At 50.2% G+C, this 17,223-nt stretch carries 15 protein-coding genes; 7 read left to right on the top strand and 8 right to left on the bottom strand.

Going from position 1 to position 17,223, the window contains the following annotated elements; all coding sequences use genetic code 11:
• From LVQ77_RS04565 to selO, 6 genes are all read left to right on the top strand, one after another.
• On the top strand, nucleotides 1-549 hold the full coding sequence (locus LVQ77_RS04565; protein WP_232903809.1) for a glutathione peroxidase: 549 nt from the start codon (nucleotides 1-3) through the stop codon (nucleotides 547-549).
• On the top strand, nucleotides 549-1,295 hold the full coding sequence (gene btuD / locus LVQ77_RS04560) for a vitamin B12 ABC transporter ATP-binding protein BtuD (protein ID WP_232864302.1): 747 nt from the start codon (nucleotides 549-551) through the stop codon (nucleotides 1,293-1,295). The genes LVQ77_RS04565 and btuD overlap by 1 nt, the downstream gene beginning before the upstream one ends.
• An 80-nt stretch (nucleotides 1,296-1,375) precedes the next feature.
• Nucleotides 1,376-1,837, top strand: coding sequence for an NlpC/P60 family protein (locus LVQ77_RS04555; RefSeq protein ID WP_034455965.1), 462 nt, complete (start codon nucleotides 1,376-1,378; stop codon nucleotides 1,835-1,837).
• 136 nt (nucleotides 1,838-1,973) lie between these two features.
• Nucleotides 1,974-2,948, top strand: a complete 975-nt coding sequence (locus tag LVQ77_RS04550) for a LacI family DNA-binding transcriptional regulator (RefSeq protein WP_232903808.1) — start codon at nucleotides 1,974-1,976, stop codon at nucleotides 2,946-2,948.
• Between the two features lie 167 nt (nucleotides 2,949-3,115).
• The gene (locus tag LVQ77_RS04545) at nucleotides 3,116-3,832 is read left to right on the top strand and encodes an EAL domain-containing protein (RefSeq protein ID WP_232903807.1); all 717 of its coding nucleotides are present in this window, start codon (nucleotides 3,116-3,118) and stop codon (nucleotides 3,830-3,832) included.
• Nucleotides 3,833-3,910: 78 nt separating this feature from the next.
• On the top strand, nucleotides 3,911-5,356 hold the full coding sequence (gene selO, locus LVQ77_RS04540) for a protein adenylyltransferase SelO (RefSeq protein WP_232903806.1): 1,446 nt from the start codon (nucleotides 3,911-3,913) through the stop codon (nucleotides 5,354-5,356).
• A 4-nt stretch (nucleotides 5,357-5,360) separates the two neighbouring features.
• Here the strand turns inward: selO and LVQ77_RS04535 are convergent, their stop codons facing one another.
• The 8 genes from LVQ77_RS04535 to ppsR form a co-directional block, all read right to left on the bottom strand.
• Nucleotides 5,361-6,140 (bottom strand): heme ABC transporter ATP-binding protein, encoded by a 780-nt coding sequence (locus tag LVQ77_RS04535; protein ID WP_232864306.1) that lies wholly within the window; start codon nucleotides 6,138-6,140, stop codon nucleotides 5,361-5,363.
• Nucleotides 6,133-7,095, bottom strand: a complete 963-nt coding sequence (locus LVQ77_RS04530) for a FecCD family ABC transporter permease (protein ID WP_232903939.1) — start codon at nucleotides 7,093-7,095, stop codon at nucleotides 6,133-6,135. The genes LVQ77_RS04535 and LVQ77_RS04530 overlap by 8 nt, the downstream gene beginning before the upstream one ends.
• Nucleotides 7,096-7,130: 35 nt before the next feature.
• Nucleotides 7,131-7,946, bottom strand: coding sequence for a heme/hemin ABC transporter substrate-binding protein (locus LVQ77_RS04525; RefSeq protein ID WP_232903805.1), 816 nt, complete (start codon nucleotides 7,944-7,946; stop codon nucleotides 7,131-7,133).
• Entirely contained in the window at nucleotides 7,943-8,974 is a 1,032-nt protein-coding gene (locus LVQ77_RS04520) for a hemin-degrading factor (RefSeq protein WP_232903804.1), read from the bottom strand. The genes LVQ77_RS04525 and LVQ77_RS04520 overlap by 4 nt, the downstream gene beginning before the upstream one ends.
• A 9-nt stretch (nucleotides 8,975-8,983) precedes the next feature.
• Nucleotides 8,984-10,960, bottom strand: coding sequence for a TonB-dependent hemoglobin/transferrin/lactoferrin family receptor (locus LVQ77_RS04515; RefSeq protein ID WP_232903803.1), 1,977 nt, complete (start codon nucleotides 10,958-10,960; stop codon nucleotides 8,984-8,986).
• Between the two features lie 292 nt (nucleotides 10,961-11,252).
• Nucleotides 11,253-11,417, bottom strand: coding sequence for a hemin uptake protein HemP (gene hemP, locus LVQ77_RS04510; protein ID WP_034455958.1), 165 nt, complete (start codon nucleotides 11,415-11,417; stop codon nucleotides 11,253-11,255).
• Nucleotides 11,418-11,620: 203 nt separating this feature from the next.
• Complete coding sequence (gene aroH, locus LVQ77_RS04505) at nucleotides 11,621-12,667, bottom strand: 3-deoxy-7-phosphoheptulonate synthase AroH (protein ID WP_154149970.1); 1,047 nt, start codon at nucleotides 12,665-12,667, stop codon at nucleotides 11,621-11,623.
• 159 nt (nucleotides 12,668-12,826) lie between these two features.
• Nucleotides 12,827-13,660 carry a posphoenolpyruvate synthetase regulatory kinase/phosphorylase PpsR gene (gene ppsR, locus LVQ77_RS04500; RefSeq protein WP_151996135.1) on the bottom strand — a complete coding sequence of 278 codons (834 nt, stop codon included), beginning with the start codon at nucleotides 13,658-13,660 and terminating at the stop codon, nucleotides 12,827-12,829.
• Between the two features lie 324 nt (nucleotides 13,661-13,984).
• Here ppsR and ppsA point away from each other — a divergent pair, with 324 nt between their 5' ends.
• Nucleotides 13,985-16,357, top strand: coding sequence for a phosphoenolpyruvate synthase (ppsA, locus tag LVQ77_RS04495; protein WP_232864310.1), 2,373 nt, complete (start codon nucleotides 13,985-13,987; stop codon nucleotides 16,355-16,357).
• Nucleotides 16,358-17,223: the final 866 nt, after the last annotated feature.

Genomic DNA, 17,223 nt, shown 5'->3' with positions numbered 1-17,223 from the left:
ATGCAAGACATTCTGAATACTGAAGTCACCACCATTGACGGTGAAGCGACAACGCTCGAAAACTGGAAAGGTAAAGTATTGCTGGTGGTAAATGTAGCCTCTAAATGCGGTCTGACGGTGCAATACGAACAGTTAGAGAATCTGCAAAAAGAGCTGCAGCACGAAGGTTTCTCGGTTCTCGGTTTCCCATGCAATCAGTTCCTGGGCCAGGAACCGGGCAGCGAAGAAGAGATCAAAACCTTTTGCAGCACCACTTATGGCGTAACGTTCCCGATGTTTAGCAAAGTGGATGTCAACGGAGAGAATCGTCACCCGTTGTACCAACAATTAGTGGCTGCTGCGCCAACTGCTGTTGCGCCTGATGGGAGTGGTTTTTTTGAACGCATGAGCAGCAAAGGCCGTGCGCCCGCTCATGTAGGCGATATTCTGTGGAACTTCGAGAAATTCCTTATCGGGCGCGATGGCCAGGTTATTCAACGTTTTTCACCGGATATGACGCCTGAAGATCCAGTGGTTATTAATGCTATTAAGTCGGCGCTAGCGAGATAATGTCGTTATTACAGCTTATCGATGTGGTTGTGGCGGAGCGGCTAGGGCCGATTTCCGCCACGGTACGCACGGGCGAACTGGTGCATCTTGTCGGGCCAAACGGCGCGGGGAAAAGCACATTATTAATGAGGGCTGCGGGGTTGAGTTTGGGGGGCGGGGAAATTACCTTTGCCGGCAGCAACCTGAACGAATGGCAACCTACGCAATTGGCTCGCCATCGTGCTTATCTCTCTCAGCAACAAATGCCACCATTTTCCATGCCTGTCTGGCACTACCTGCAAATGCATCAGCAAGTCAGTCCTGACGATAACGTGATGCTCAAGCTCGTTAGCAGTCTGGGTCTGACAGATAAACTCACGCGCAGTGTTAACCAGCTTTCTGGTGGCGAGTGGCAGCGTGTTCGCCTGGCAGCAGTTGTATTGCAAATTCACCCTGAAATTAACCCGCATGGGCGCTTGCTCCTGCTGGATGAGCCAATGAACAGTCTGGATATTGCTCAGCAAACTGCGCTGGACAGAATTCTGATGGCGTTATGCGAAGCTGGCATTGCGGTGGTGATGAGCAGCCATGATTTGAACCACAGTTTGCGTCATGCACATACTGTCTGGTTGTTGCGTGCGGGTAAAATGATTGCGCAAGGTCAGCGGGATGATGTGCTGTCTGTGCAGCATTTAGCGACAGCCTATAACATGCACTTTCGCAGAATGCAGGTTGAAGGGCATAGCATGCTGATAGCCACACTTTAGTTGCTGGTAAAAACTTGCACCAAATCATAGGTAAGCGCTAAATTACTGGAAATTATAAACGGGTGAGGACTAGCCTGAAAATGCGTGTATGGATTCTTGTAGTGGCATGTCTGGTGCTCGCTGGGTGTAGTCATCATGCGCCACCTCCAAATTCTCGTCTTTCAGACTCGATAACGGTAATTGCCAGGCTTAATGATCAACTCAGCGGCTGGCATGGCACTCCGTATCGTTATGGTGGCATGAGCCGTCGTGGCGTCGATTGCTCCGGTTTTGTGTCAATTACTTTCCGTGACCGGTTTGATCTGCAACTGCCACGGGAAACGCGCCAACAGGCTAAAATTGGCACTGAAATTGATAAAGATGATTTACTCCCGGGCGATCTGGTGTTCTTTAAGACGGGGTCTGGTGAAAGTGGCCTGCATGTTGGTATTTACGATACGGACAACCAATTCATTCATGCCTCGACCAGTCGCGGCGTGATGCGTTCGTCTCTCGATAATGTCTACTGGAGCAAGAAATTCTGGCAGGCCCGCCGTATCTAGCACAGTTTTTTCTCGGGCAGGGCCAGTCTATTGGCCCTAAACGTGACTCCCTTCAGCAATTGCGTGGCTAACCCAGGTGCGATTCACGATATCAGGTAATATCTGGCAGCATTTCGCTCCCACTAAAGGATAGTTCATGGTTACTCTCGAAGATGTTGCCGCCAGCGCAGGTGTATCCCGGGCGACCGTCTCGCGCGTGGTGAATGGCGATAGTAAAGTTAACGCGCAGACCCGAATCAAAGTTGAAGCGGCGATCATCGAATTAGGCTACACGCCGAATCCTGCGGCCCGAGCTTTAGCATCCAGTCAAAGCAATACCTTAGGGCTTGTCACGACCTCTTATCGTGGCGGTTTCTTTGGGGCACTGATGGATACCATTCAGAGTGAAACTGAATTACAGGGAAAACAGCTATTAGTGACTCAAGGGCGTGATACTGCTGAGAAAGAACTCAATGCTATTCAGCGACTGTTTAATTTACGTTGTGACGGTCTGATATTACATGTCCGCGCCATCACCGATGACACTCTTGTGCAATTGGCTGAACAAGACCGCAAATTTATTATTCTGGACCGGGATGTACCGGGGCTTGAACCACGCTGTGTGGTGTTTGATCATCTTGCGGCGAGTGCTCTTGGTACTCAGGTTCTTATTGATGCTGGCCATACTGCAATTGCTTGTTTGCATGGGCCGGGTGGGCGGTCTTCAAGCTTACTGCGTCTTCAGGGCTTTATTAATGCCATGAATCAGGCGCAGCTTGTGCCTATTACGGTACTGGGTGGCGAGTACGACATGCCGGCTGGCTATCAGCTGGCATCTCAGTTACTTGAAAGTAGCCAACCGACGGCTATTTATTGTTGTAATGAGGAATTGGCAGTAGGTGCGATGCTGGCAATCACTGAACGTGGGCTGCGAATTCCCCAGGATATCTCACTGGTTTGTTACGACAGTGGAGAAAGAGCCGCGTTTGTTCGACCTGCAATTACCAGTGTTCATTTTCCGATAAGTGAAATGGCGCGTTTTGCGATCCGTAAATTATTGGAAAATGATTATGAGAATGAATCCTTTTCTCCCGAGATAATCCACCGTGATTCTGTCCGTCATATTCGCTAAAACTGGCGATAGGAAGATAACCAGGATAATATAATTATATTCGAAAAGAATCTGATACACATATCAAGGATGACCTTGCGTTTAAATACAATCAAATCAATCCAGTTAACGCTGGATGTTCATCGTGTCACGATGCCATCCACCTCATTCGAAACACGGCTGGCAACATGATCCTCTCACTCGATGCACAATATCGTTCGGATTTTTATTTCCAGCCTGTTTACTTACCTAAGGGGGAAGTTTTAGGTGTTGAATTATTAGTTAATTTTGTTGGAGTCGATGCGCCGGTGCGTATTCCAACAGAATTAGTTGCGCCAGTTATTAAATCAGAACAGCAATTAATATTGTTTCATGAGCAAATAGAATTACTCGAAAACTATCAAGAATTCTTTAAGACTCAGAGCATGGTTGTCTGGGTAAATATAAGCGCGGTAATCGTTGATGAGATTTTAGCCAATCCGGTGCTGGCTTCCCGCCTGGCGCAGCTTCCGTTCATTGAGTTTTCTATCAATGAAAACTTCCCCGAGTTAAATTGTGGCAATGAAAATATGCGTTTAGTAACAATGTGTAAGCATTATTCATTAGTGTTGGCTAATTTTGGTGCGGGAGTGGCGACGACTAAACCGATTTTTGACGGGCTATTTAAACGTGTATTTATGGATAAATTATTTATTCATAAACAAATTAAACAACGCTCTTTTGAACCCTTTATGTTAGCAATGCTTGCCCAACTTACTCCTTTTTGCCAGACATTAGTTATAACGGGTATTGATGAAGATGCAGCGCGTAAGAAAGTCCTCTCATTAACTGCCTTCGCCATGCAGGGTAATTGCTGGCCGGCTATTTCACCTGAGGCATTAACCGACTGGTTTCATTCTAATTAACCCGATCGAGTGAATACCCCTGCCAACGTGCTGTGTTTAAAACCTCGTACAAGCACTACACTATCGGCAGGAGGTAACATGACCAATAAACCTGTATTTAACAATAGCTGGTACGACGAATTGCCCGGCTTTTACACGGCTCTGAAGCCAACGCCGCTGCATCATTCCCGGCTTTTTTATTATAACCGTCCATTGGCTGATGACCTCGGGCTTGATGCCTCATTGTTTGACGAATCTCATGCGGGTATCTGGAGTGGCGAAATGCTGCTTCCGGGTATGCAGCCTTTAGCTCAGGTTTATAGCGGTCATCAGTTTGGTGTCTGGGCGGGGCAACTTGGCGACGGGCGCGGTATTTTGCTCGGTGAACAACAGTTGGATGACGGGCGAAAATTTGACTGGCACTTGAAAGGTGCAGGCTTAACACCTTATTCGCGGATGGGGGATGGCCGCGCTGTGTTGCGCTCAACGGTACGTGAATTTCTCGCCAGTGAAGCGATGCATGGCTTAGGGATCCCAACCACGCGTGCGCTCAGTATCGTCACCAGCGACACCCCAGTACGCCGCGAAACCACTGAGCAAGGCGCTATGCTGATTCGTGTGGCGCAAAGCCACGCCCGGTTTGGCCACTTCGAGCATTTCTACTATCGTCGTGAACCCGAAAAAGTACAGCAATTGGCAGATTATGTGATTGCCCATCACTGGCCGCATCTGGTTGATGAAAAAGATAAATATCAGCTTTGGTTCCGAGATGTTGTCGAGCGTACCGCACAGATGATTGCTAACTGGCAAACTGTCGGTTTCGCCCATGGCGTGATGAACACTGACAATATGTCGATTCTCGGCCTGACGATGGATTACGGCCCGTACGGTTTCCTTGATGACTATCAGCCTGATTTTATCTGCAACCATTCCGATCATCAGGGGCGTTATGCTTTTGATAATCAACCAGCAATAGGTCTGTGGAACCTGCAACGCCTGGCGCAGACGCTGTCACCGTTTATCTCGGTGGAATGGCTCAATGAATTGCTCGATCACTATCAGTTCGCGCTGATGAAAGCATTCGGGGAATTAATGCGCGGCAAACTGGGCCTGCTGAGCGAACAAACGGCAGATAATGAAATTCTCACGGAACTGTTCGGCTTGATGGCAAAAGAAGGGAGCGACTACACGCGCACTTTCCGAATGCTAAGCCTGACTGAGCAAAATTCAGCAAGCTCGCCGCTACGGGATGAATTTATCGACAGAGCCGCTTTTGATAGCTGGTTTACCCGCTATCGTACTCGTCTCCAAATTGAGCAGGTCAGTGACGAGCAGCGCCAGCAGGCAATGAAAGCTGCAAATCCTTCAATTGTTCTGCGTAACTGGTTGGCTCAGCGTGCTATCGATGCCGCCGATAAAGGTGATGTGAGTGTTCTGGCTGAACTACATGAAGCACTGCGCCAGCCATTTGCGGAACATTCGGAAGATTTGACACAGCGTCCGCCGGACTGGGGCAAACGCCTGGAGGTTAGTTGCTCTAGTTAGCCTATTATTGCTGTAACCAAACCTGAGGCACCGGGTGTTCTGGATGATTGAACACCCGTAAATCCGCCTGATACCAATGTTGCAAGGTCGATTCATTCAACACCTGTTGCGGCGAGCCATTTGCCACCAACTTCCCTTCATGCAGCAATACAATCCGGTCAGCCCACAACGCGGCCAAATTCAAATCATGCAGCACCACGCAAACGGACAATGTTCCCATCAGCGATAAACGGCGCAGTAAACGCAAGATATGTTGCTGATGATACAGATCGAGCGCCGAGGTCGGTTCATCTAAAAACAGCCAGCCGTGGGGTTGCCCATCCAGCCAAAGCTGCGCCAGTGCGCGAGCCAGTTGTACGCGCTGTTGTTCACCACCAGAAAGCTGGCAGAAATCGCGCCCGGCAAGCGTATCGCACCCCGTTAGCGCCATCACTTCCTGGACGACAGATTTAGTCTCTTTTTCCGGCCACGGCGCGCGCCCCATAGCAATCACATCCTCAACGGCCCAGCTAAAGGCCATACCACTGCGCTGGCGCATTACCGCACGTTTACGCGACAGAGCATCTCCAGACCATGAAGTGAGTGGGCGCCCAGCAAGGGTAATTTCACCACCGTCTGGTGGCTGGAAACCAGTCAGTACTCTCAGCAGGGTAGATTTTCCGGCACCGTTAGGGCCGATTAGCGCCACGACTTCACCGGCAGCCAGCGTCAGATTAATGTCATCGAGTAATTTTCGCTCGCCTGGCCGAAACGTAACGTTTTTCGCCTGTAATAAATCAGCCATCAGTTTCCCTCCCCGGGCGGAAAATCATTGCTAAAAACCATGGGCCGCCAAGCAGACTGGTCAGCAGGCCAACGGGCATTTCAGCGGGCGCAACCAGCGTGCGGGCGAGGGTGTCGGCAACCAACAGGAGCATTGCGCCAGCCAGCACCGAGCCGGGAATCAGCCAGCGATGATCGGCACCTAGCCACATCCGTACTAAGTGCGGAACAACTAAACCAACAAAGCCAATCACACCGCTTACGGCAACGGCTGCTGCGACTAACAACGCACTTAAAATCAGCAGTTGCCGTTGGGTTTTTTTGACATCCACGCCAAGATAATGGGCTTCTTCATCTCCAAGCTGTAACAGGTTAAGGCGTCTGGACAGAAACGCGATAGCCAGCGAAGCCGGGAGAATAAACGAAGCGGTAGCAAGTAAAGTTGACCACTGGGCTTGCCCAAGGCTACCCATTCCCCAAAGCGATAACTGTCGCAATTGGGCATCATTACTTATCCAGGAAAGCACGCCGACCGCCGCACCGCAAAGCGCATTGATGGCAATCCCTACCAGCAGCAAGCGCGAAAGACTGTTGTTACCCTGGCGGCTTAAGAAGAAGATCACCAGCGTGACCGCGAGACTGCCAACAAATGCGGCAAGCATTGGAACATATAATGCCAGGACTGCCGGTAGTGCGATCGGCAGGACTACTGAAAACCCAACCGCAAGTGCAGCACCGCTACTGATCCCAAGTAAACCTGGATCAGCCAGCGGGTTGCGAAATAGCCCCTGCATCACGCAGCCTGAAAGTGCCAGTGCGCCGCCCACAAACGTTGCTAGCAATACTCGCGGCAGACGAATGTTGAGCCAGATATGACGCAACGCTTCATCCTGAGTTTGCCACAGCACGGCGATGGAAAGGCGCATGGCACCTAAATTGGCGGCAACCAAAGACAGCGCCAGTAACGCCAGAATCATGGCGAACAGAGCGCGTTGGGGCAGGGGACGGCGTATCAAGGCAATTGCTCCGCTTTATGTCGTAACGCAAGGATCGCATCGGGTGTTTGCAGGCCAAAACCGAGCAACGCCATATCATCAACAACTAGCAGCTGGCGGCTTTTTCCTGCGGGAGTTTGCGCAAGACCCGGCAGTTTCCAGACGTTATCTTCACCACCCAGCGTTTTCACGCCGTCGGCTGTGACCAGTACCAATTGCGGCTGGCTGGCAATAACGCCCTCCTGCGACATTGGTTGATAACGCTTGAAACCTTGCATCGCATTTTGCAAACCCGCGGCGTGAATCGCAGCATCAGCCGCCGTCTCTTGCCCGGCCGCCATGGCAGTCATGCCACCGTGACTCATGATGAACAGCACTTTCACCGGCAATGGTTTCTCAGGAATCGAAGCCAGTTTGCTATGCACTTGCTTGCGCAAAGCATCGCCCTGAGCCGTTTTCCCCATCGCTTGCGCGACTGCGTCAATCTTCTCATCGATAGCATCCAGTGAATTACTCGCCGGAATAGTGACCACTTTGACGTTGCTACTGGCGACTTGCTCAAGTGCGAGCGAAGGTTTGGCCTGCGCACTCGCGAGTACCAGCGTCGGGCGCATAGCCAGAATCCCTTCGGCATTAAGCTGGCGCAAGTAACCGACATCAGGCAGCTTTGTTGCAGCCTCCGGATGCAGACTGGTGCTGTCCCGGGCGACCAACTGGTCACCCGAACCTAGTGCAAAGACAATTTCCGTAACGTCGCCACCAATTGCCACCACTCGTTCATTGGCAGCGGCAATCACTGGCATTGCAAGCAGGGCAATTAACCAGCGTTTCATGCGGCCAGCCCTTTGCTTACCAATGCTTCCAGTTGTGAGCGCCACTGCTGCTGCTCAGGTTCGCCTTCTGTACGTTGCCCGTAAAGCTGCGCGATTTGCGTGCCGTCAGCCGCAAACAGTTCCAGGCTTGTCACGAAGCCATCGCCGCTTGGTTTACGCGTCACCCAGCTTTCCGCGATGGTGTCGCCCATCAAGTGCAAGGTGAACTGAGGGTTGAAGATATTGATCCAGTTATCCATTGGCACAACTTTTTCCACCTTGCCAGTGAAAATCTGCACGGTGCCCTGGTTGCCGACGAAGATCATAATTTCATTTTGATCCTGTTTCGCCTGAGCTAACAGCTGTGCCAGTGCGCTGTTATCAACCTGGCAGGCCAGGTCTTCAGCGACAAGGCGAAATGCCTGCTGGCGTGTTAGCTGGTGGCGTTTGAGCAGACCAAAGAACTGATGCACGTCACGCAGGCTGCGCCATTCGGAGTCAACCTGTTGGCCATCTACCGCAGGTGTCATCACGCTTTCTGCTGCTGCTTGCAGCTCAAGCTCCGGGTTATCGGCATAAATAAACTTCGCCAGCATATCGCCCCAGGCAGCGAAATCGGTGTTGTCGGTGGTATACACCTTCAGCAGCGCATCACCCTGATGGTCAAAAAACTGAATGCTCTGGCGCTCACCGCGTGCGGTTTCTTCACGGATGTGGAAAGCGAAAGCCCATTGGTTCAGAAATAGACGCAAATCCAGCGCGCGGGGGTTAAGAACCAACCCTGCATGGCCATGAAGTTGTTGGTTCTCAAAACGTCCAACTTGTTCATGCACCGCATATTCGTTACGGCAAATGGACTTGATTTCGCCGACGTTTTCAAGGGAGGCGAGAATGTCGCGAACTTCACCTTTTAAGCGCCATGCATCATGCCCTACACGTGCATGAGTCAGTTCGGCCTCGCTGATGTTCATCAGACGAGCGATGTCGCGAGCATATTTTTTAGGGTGCTGTTGTTTGAGCTGCAACCAGTTTTCATAACGCTGAGTCATATTGCTTCCTTACCATTGATAACTAACGAAGATTTTGCCGTTACGGCCATCTTGTGGGAGCCCCTGTGGCGACCAGTATTCCTTATCAAAGGCGTTACCCAGTACCAGGGAAGTGGTGAGCCCGCGCAACTGCTGCTGGCCTGTATAGCTGATATAGAAATCGTTTACACCGTAACCCGGCTGCGTGCTGTAGCTGCTGCTGATATGAGTTGAGCGCTCGGCGAAGGTGCCAACCCAGCCCACGGAGAAGCCACTTTGTGCGACAGGCACATCCAGTATGCTGGTGACAGTGTCTGGGTTCAGGCTTGAAATCCAGTCACCGGTATCGGTGTCTTTACCACGGGTGCGGTTGTAGGCCAGATCTAAACTGAACCACGCACTGGTGTATTTCGCCGTCATATCCCAACCCCAGATTTTGGCATCAGGAACGTTATAGGACATGGTGGTCGCTTTGGCGAAATCGACGGTGGTAGAAATGTAGTCTTTTGCTTTGGTATCGAAGTAGCTGGCTTTAAATTCTAGGCCGTCTTCAGCCAGCATTAAATCGTCGAAGCGTAAGCCAAAGCCGTATTCCTGCGTTTCGTTAGTTTCCGGGCGCAGATTCGGGTTCGGAACCCAATAGTTGGTGTAACGAGTGCCGATAGAGAAGTGTTTCGCATCGTTATACATTTCGCCCATGGTTGGGGCGCGGAACGCCTGCGCATAAGATCCAAACAGCATCAACCATTCGGTTGGCGTAATGGACAGTGCGCCACGCGATGACCATTTATCGGCGTTCACGTCGTCATAGCCGTCGCTGCTGCCGCTGTAATTGTCATAGCGTGTGCCGGCTAACAGGGAGACAGGCAGGTCGCGCAGGGTGATTTCATCCTGCAACCAGCCGGAGCCGAAGTCGATGTTGGCCTGTGGGAAGCCCGTGGTGTTGCCGCCAGGTTTTTGATCCTGGCGATAATACTCACCGCCGTAAGTCAGCAGGTGGGCGGCGAAACTGTCGGTAAATACACGGCTGCGGTTTTCGACTTTTCCACCAGTGGTGGTTTGCTTGCGGAACTCAGCACCATCAGTTTGGCCCTGCGCGTTGATACGCGCTTCAGACCAGTAGGCGGTAGCATTGGCATTTAGCCAATCGCTTTGGTCCGGCCCAATGTGGTATTTCAGCTGTGCGTCGCGCTGAATGGTTGAGCGGTCAACCATCGGGTTGCTTGAGTCAGCGTTAGTCGTCTGTGGGTTTTTAGGCTCCTGTGCGGCGTTATTGTAATAACGCAGAGAGCCTGCCAGTGACTGCGCCGGGTCGATATACCAGGTGCCTTTAGTCAAGAAGTTACCGATGTTTTCATCGTTTGGCGCGGTTTCGCCGTCGCTCTGGCGGATGTCGCCACGGTCGCGGCTCGACCACGCAACCAGGCCATCAAGGTTATCCGTGCGGCCAAAGGCGCTGGCACCCATTCCGACACTGTGATCGCCCGTCGCACCGCTACCAAACACGCGGAAACCACTGTTCTGGCCTTCATACAGCAAATCGCTGGCATCTGCGGTTTCGTAAGAAATCACACCGCCGAGTGCGCCGCTGCCGTACAGCAGAGCTGCCGGGCCGCGCACCACTTCGATACGCTTGATTAAAGCCGGATCAAGAAACGTGCTGTTGAGATGCCCGGTGTCCGTGCCCTGGCGTACGCCATCAACCAGCATCAACACGCCACGGCGATCGTAACCGCGCATGCTGACGTCCTGACCATTGGTGCGGCCGGTGCCGGAAAGAGTGATCCCGGGCACCCGGCGCAGCATGTCAGCGGCAGATGATGAAGTTTGGCTTTCAGGGGTATTGGCATCAATAACGGTAACCATCATTGGTGCTTCAAATGTGCTGCGTTGGTTGCCAGTGGCCACCACGGTCATTTGATCGTCTTTCGCGAAAGCGGGCAGGGCAGAAAAAACCGCAACAGTCAGTAATGACAGACGGAAGCCGACTGTGTGTAAAGCAGGCATGCGCAAATCTCCATAAGAAAATTTAAAAGCGCTGGCTGCCTGGGATGATGAAAAACCTGGGTGGCTTGCGTTTCTCCTTCATATTTCAAGCCGCATCTTTGTTGGCTGCGTCACTCACCCGAATCACTTACTTATGTAAGCTCATCGGGATTCGTTCACTTGTCGCCGCGATGCAACTCGAACTATTTCGGAGAAATAATTTGGGTTGTATTTAGGTTCTATTCCCCTCAATAATTCGAGTTGTAGGAAGGCGAGTCGCCAACGCACCTACAACTTGAAGTATGAAGGGAATTTATTTGGTCAGGATTAACTTCCCGGCCTGAGTTTGTCTTAACTGATATTGCTGGCCTTCGTGAACAATAACCACTCGTCCGTCAGGGCCGAGCAAAAGCTTGCTGTCTATCTGACGTGGGCCAGCCGCAGATTGCGGATTCGTAGGGGTGAATGCTTTATCCATGTTTCACTCTGTTTACAAATGACAATCAATGTAACAATGATAATCATTATCAATAAACTATGTTTCATCATCAAGTGTTATTTGTAAGAAATTTGTGAATGGATCAATTTTGAGCGGAAGAGGGGAAAGGGTCGGATGTCGCTTACGCTAATCCGACCTGGGAAATGCGGTTATAGTGCGGATGATCGTCATCCACCGAAAATTTAGAAACGGCTATCCGTTGCGTCTGCCAGCATATCGAGCAGCGTTTCGGTGTCTTCCCAGTTCAGGCAAGGGTCGGTAATTGATTGTCCGTACACCAGTGGCTGCCCGGCAACAATTTTCTGTGTGCCTTCACGAATGAAACTTTCAGCCATAATGCCTGCAATCGCCCGCGAACCGTTGCGAATTTGGTTACAGACATCTTCGCAAACTTCGAGCTGGCGACGGTGCTGCTTCTGGCAATTACCATGGCTGAAGTCGATCACTAGTTGTTCTGGCAAATCAAACTCATGCAGGCTGTCACACGCCGCGGCGATGTCGGCTGCGTGGTAGTTCGGCTGTTTGCCACCGCGCATGATGATATGGCCGTACGGGTTGCCGCTGGTTTGGTAAATGGTCATCTGGCCGTGTTTGTCAGGCGAAAGGAACATATGGCTGGCGCGGGCGGCCCGAATGGCATCAACTGCAATACGCGTGTTGCCGTCGGTGCCATTTTTGAAACCGACCGGGCATGAAAGGGCAGATGCCATTTCACGGTGGATCTGGCTTTCGGTGGTACGTGCGCCAATCGCACCCCAGCTAATCAAATCGGCAATATACTGCCCGATCACCATATCGAGGAATTCGGTCGCCGTTGGCACGCCGAGTTCATTCACTTGCAGCAACAGGCGGCGCGCCTGCTCGATACCGTGGTTTACGCGGTAACTACCGTTTAAATCGGGATCGGAGATCAAACCCTTCCAGCCGACTACCGTGCGCGGTTTTTCGAAATAGGTACGCATTACGATTTCAAGGCGATGCTGGTGTTTCTCACGCGCAGTCTGCAATCGACGGGCGTAATCCATTGCCGCATCCAGATCATGGATTGAGCAAGGGCCAACAATCACTAGTAGGCGATTGTCTTCGCCATTAAGAATTTTTTCGATGCGACGACGGGAAGCCGTTACGTTTTGTGCAACTTCCTGGGATACAGCCAGACGCTGTGCGAGTTCCGCAGGTGTTACCAGACTATCGATGCGCGCTGTGCGCAATTCATCTGTTTTATTCATTGGGTGTCTCAGAAATTTTGTCTTCAGCTCGGCAGGAGTACCGGGAAGTGATGGCAGTCACGATAAACCAATTTATGTTGAATTCAACCGTAGAACTGAATCGTTACCACCAGATTCTGTACACCCTACCATACAAAATTGCACCTTTGCACTAGTTTGTTAGTACATGCGACGATTTAAGCCCATGATATCGAGGATCTTGGTCGCCATCTCTTCAACCGAGTAATTGGTACTGTTGAGATAGCGAATCTGATTTTTACGAAATAGGGCTTCAACCTCAGCCACTTCCAGGCGGCATTGGCGCATCGACGCATAACGGCTGTTTTCACGGCGCTCTTCACGAATTGCCGCAAGACGTTCTGGGTTGATAGTCAAACCAAAGAGCTTATGTTGTAAAGGTTTCAACACTGCTGGCAGCTGAATGTTATCCATATCATCGGCAATAAACGGGTAGTTTGCCGCTCGAATACCAAACTGCATCGCAAGGTACAAACTGGTTGGGGTTTTGCCACAGCGCGATACGCCAAGCAAGATAACTTGTGCTTGATCGAGATTGCGCATTGAAATGCCGTCATCATGCGCGAGTGTGTAGTCAATGGCGGCAATACGCGCATCATATTTGATTAAATTGCCCGGATTAAGACCGTGAGTTCGGTGAGCAATCGGCGTCGGTTCCAGCTTTAATTCCTGCTGTAAAGGCGCAACCAGCGCTTGCACGATATCCTGACAAAAACCTTCACTTTGCAAAATAATATCGCGAATTTCTGGTAAAACGATGGAGTAGAACACTAATGGACGCACGCCAGATTGTTGATAAATGGCATTGATTTGTTCTTTCACCGCATTGGCCCGGCTTTCGTTTTCAACAAACGGCAGCGTGATGCTGTTAATGGCAACAGGAAACTGAGACATAACCGCATGTCCAAGGACTTCGGCGGTGATCGCGGTGCCATCGGAAATATAAAAAACTTGCCTGTCTGCTGAGTTATCCATTTTTTATTCCTGAAATGTTTCACATAGGCTGAAGCATAAATTAAAACCTTCCATCCTGGATCAATCTCATTTCATTTTTAAAACTGAAACGTAGTTTTTATTTTTAATGAAATGTACGGTTCATTTTTACTTTCTTGATAAACCTTTATTAATATAGGGATTAAATTAAGAATCAACAAGTTAGATAAAATGTAAATATATCTGAAAAATTCAAATTTTTATTTTGCTTGAACGATTCACCTGTTTTATTCCCTCATCTAATTATGCCAATCTAAAAGGGATGTAATGTAATTCTCATTTATATATCACAAAAGGATTGTTTCGATGTCCAACTCGTCACCGCTGGTGCTTTGGTACAACCAACTCGGCATGAATGATGTAGACAGGGTCGGGGGCAAAAATGCCTCTCTGGGTGAAATGATTACTAACCTTTCCGGTATGGGTGTTTCCGTGCCGAATGGTTTTGCCACCACGGCCGAGGCATTTAACCTGTTTCTTGATCAGAGTGGTGTTAACCAGCGTATCTATGAATTGCTGGACAAAACGGATATTGACGATGTGACTGAGCTTGCAAAAGCCGGTGCGCAAATCCGCCAATGGATAATCGATACACCATTCCAGCCTGAGCTTGAAAAAGCCATTCATGATGCTTACGAACAGCTTTCCTCAGACGATGCTGATGCTTCTTTTGCCGTGCGTTCTTCTGCAACAGCTGAAGATATGCCAGATGCGTCGTTTGCCGGACAACAAGAAACTTTCCTCAACGTACAAGGTTATGACGCGGTATTGATTGCCGTGAAGCATGTATTTGCTTCCCTGTTCAACGACCGTGCTATCTCGTATCGCGTCCACCAGGGTTATGATCACCGTGGTGTTGCGCTCTCGGCTGGCGTCCAGCGCATGGTTCGTTCAGACCTTGCATCCTCTGGCGTGCTCTTCTCCATCGACACTGAATCTGGTTTTGACCAGGTGGTGTTTATCACCTCCGCCTATGGTCTGGGTGAAATGGTGGTGCAGGGTGCCGTTAACCCTGATGAATTCTACGTTCACAAACCAACTTTAGCTGCCGGTAAACCATCGATTGTGCGCCGCAATATGGGCTCGAAAAAAATCCGTATGGTTTATGCTCCAAGCCAGGAGCATGGCAAGCAGGTGCGTATCGAAGATGTGCCGCAAGCTGACCGCGATAAATTCTCTATCACGCCGGAAGAAGTGCAGGAACTGGCGAAGCAGGCTGTACAAATTGAGAAACACTATGGCCGCCCGATGGATATCGAATGGGCCAAAGATGGGCACACTGGCAAGTTGTTTATTGTCCAGGCTCGCCCGGAAACCGTGCGTTCTCAGGGTCAGGTGATGGAGCGTTACCAGCTGCATTCTCAAGGCAAAATCATTGCTGAAGGACGCGCTATCGGTCATCGCATCGGTGCGGGCCCGGTTAAAGTGATTCATGACATTAGCGAGATGAACCTCATTCAGCCAGGCGACGTTTTAGTCACCGATATGACCGACCCGGACTGGGAACCGATCATGAAAAAGGCGGCGGCAATTGTCACCAACCGTGGCGGCCGTACTTGTCACGCGGCGATTATCGCTCGTGAACTGGGGATTCCTGCTGTTGTGGGTTGTGGCGATGCCACTGAACGCATGACGGATGACCAGAACGTTACGGTTTCCTGCGCCGAAGGGGACACCGGTTATGTTTACCAGGAACTACTGGATTTCAGCATCAACAGTTCCACGGTAGATACCATGCCGGATCTGCCGCTGAAAATCATGATGAACGTTGGTAACCCGGATCGTGCATTTGATTTTGCCTGCCTGCCGAACGAAGGCGTGGGACTGGCGCGTCTGGAGTTCATCATCAACCGTATGATTGGCGTGCATCCGCGTGCGTTGCTGGAGTTCGACCAGCAAGAGCCTGCGTTGCAAAAAGAAATCCGCGAGATGATGAAAGGTTATGACGATCCGGTTGAGTTTTACGTCGCTCGCCTGACGGAAGGGATTGCGACACTCGGTGCGGCATTCTGGCCGAAGCGCGTTATCGTGCGTCTCTCTGATTTTAAATCTAACGAATACGCCAACCTGGTGGGCGGCGAGCGTTACGAGCCGCATGAAGAAAACCCGATGCTCGGTTTCCGTGGCGCAGGCCGTTACGTGGCTGACAGCTTCCGCGACTGTTTCGCGCTGGAATGTGCTGCAATGAAACGGGTACGTAACGACATGGGCCTGACTAACGTCGAAGTGATGGTGCCGTTCGTACGAACTGTTGCGCAGGCCAAAGCAGTGGTGGAAGAGCTGGAACGTCAGGGTTTGAAACGCGGTGAGAACGGGCTGAAAATTATCATGATGTGTGAGATCCCATCTAACGCCTTGCTGGCAGATGAGTTCCTGCAATATTTTGATGGTTTCTCCATTGGTTCAAACGATATGACTCAGCTGGCGTTGGGGCTGGACCGCGACTCCGGTGTGGTTTCTGAACTGTTTGACGAGCGCAACGACGCAGTGAAAGCACTGCTATCGATGGCAATTAAAGCGGCGAAGAAACAGGGCAAATATGTGGGAATTTGTGGTCAGGGTCCATCCGACCATGAAGATTTTGCAGCCTGGTTGATGGAAGAAGGGATTGATAGTCTTTCCCTGAACCCGGACACGGTGGTGCAAACCTGGTTAAGTCTCGCAGAAACCAATAAATAGAGTTCTTTATAGGGTGGAGTCATCCGCCAAAAGTCTATAAAGGCTCCTTGTTCTTGAGTAATGTCGTTCACTTAAGGAATGGAGGCCCGATAATTCGGGTCTCCGATTCAAGGAAACAGAACTGTAAGCAGAGTTCCTTCGGTTTTCCTAAATGCAGTCACAATCCCGTTTTCACTTCCGAACGGTTTACTATTGGACTTGATTCGCGTTAAGTGATGTCTAAGCCAATCTAAAAATAGGGCGATGAATCAAAGCTGATTTTAATGAAAACGAGCAGCTAGCCACAACCAGCTCTTGCATGCGGCGGTGCTATTGCTGCAGAGGGATTGAAGGATTAAAGGTTTTTAATTGTGACGGTGTCTGCAGATAAAGCCTGTCTGCTGACACCGGTGGTCATATCCGATCAAGTCATGGGGTTTAACTGTAACTACTCTGCGCGACCAGTATTTGAATGAACCGGGACTGGGCTTAAGTACATGAAGATAACCGTTGATTACAGCCAAACGAAGAGATACATCGACTCCTGAAGCTCAAATATTATGGCCAGTTATAGTTGACCATAATATTTAATAATTTACGCTACAACGACACTTCCGTGAAGTAAACCGTAAATTTCGTACCTGATTGAGCTAACACAAATCACATTATCTCTGTTATTCCCCACGGAGAAATAGCTAAAAGCTTCTCCCTGTCTGCTGAATATCCAGTAATACAACCAGAGAGGGTAGTAATCATAATTATAGTCAATATTAGTTTCATGGTTCAATTCCATTGAAGGGCTATTAACCCGAGTTCCCTAAACCATCATTTAACCATATTAAATTAGACTTGCAAATAGGGCCTTAAACCATCAATTCTCTTTAATA

The sequence above is a fragment of the Buttiauxella cochleicola genome (genome assembly GCF_021282435.1).
GTDB classification, from domain to species: domain Bacteria; phylum Pseudomonadota; class Gammaproteobacteria; order Enterobacterales; family Enterobacteriaceae; genus Buttiauxella; species Buttiauxella massiliensis.
The sequence above is the reverse complement of the archived record's forward strand: the minus strand, read 5'-3'. Positions and strand labels throughout refer to the sequence as shown.

Excerpts from the sequence above, each read along its gene's own strand:
- LVQ77_RS04565 (WP_232903809.1), top strand. The coding sequence starts at position 1 with ATGCAAGACATTCTGAATACTGAAGTCACCACCATTGACGGTGAAGCG.
- btuD (WP_232864302.1), top strand. The coding sequence starts at position 549 with ATGTCGTTATTACAGCTTATCGATGTGGTTGTGGCGGAGCGGCTAGGG.
- LVQ77_RS04555 (WP_034455965.1), top strand. The coding sequence starts at position 1,376 with ATGCGTGTATGGATTCTTGTAGTGGCATGTCTGGTGCTCGCTGGGTGT.
- LVQ77_RS04550 (WP_232903808.1), top strand. The coding sequence starts at position 1,974 with ATGGTTACTCTCGAAGATGTTGCCGCCAGCGCAGGTGTATCCCGGGCG.
- LVQ77_RS04545 (WP_232903807.1), top strand. The coding sequence starts at position 3,116 with ATGATCCTCTCACTCGATGCACAATATCGTTCGGATTTTTATTTCCAG.
- selO (WP_232903806.1), top strand. The coding sequence starts at position 3,911 with ATGACCAATAAACCTGTATTTAACAATAGCTGGTACGACGAATTGCCC.
- LVQ77_RS04535 (WP_232864306.1), bottom strand. The coding sequence starts at position 6,140 with ATGGCTGATTTATTACAGGCGAAAAACGTTACGTTTCGGCCAGGCGAG.
- LVQ77_RS04530 (WP_232903939.1), bottom strand. The coding sequence starts at position 7,095 with ATGATTCTGGCGTTACTGGCGCTGTCTTTGGTTGCCGCCAATTTAGGT.
- LVQ77_RS04525 (WP_232903805.1), bottom strand. The coding sequence starts at position 7,946 with ATGAAACGCTGGTTAATTGCCCTGCTTGCAATGCCAGTGATTGCCGCT.
- LVQ77_RS04520 (WP_232903804.1), bottom strand. The coding sequence starts at position 8,974 with ATGACTCAGCGTTATGAAAACTGGTTGCAGCTCAAACAACAGCACCCT.
- LVQ77_RS04515 (WP_232903803.1), bottom strand. The coding sequence starts at position 10,960 with ATGCCTGCTTTACACACAGTCGGCTTCCGTCTGTCATTACTGACTGTT.
- hemP (WP_034455958.1), bottom strand. The coding sequence starts at position 11,417 with ATGGATAAAGCATTCACCCCTACGAATCCGCAATCTGCGGCTGGCCCA.
- aroH (WP_154149970.1), bottom strand. The coding sequence starts at position 12,667 with ATGAATAAAACAGATGAATTGCGCACAGCGCGCATCGATAGTCTGGTA.
- ppsR (WP_151996135.1), bottom strand. The coding sequence starts at position 13,660 with ATGGATAACTCAGCAGACAGGCAAGTTTTTTATATTTCCGATGGCACC.
- ppsA (WP_232864310.1), top strand. The coding sequence starts at position 13,985 with ATGTCCAACTCGTCACCGCTGGTGCTTTGGTACAACCAACTCGGCATG.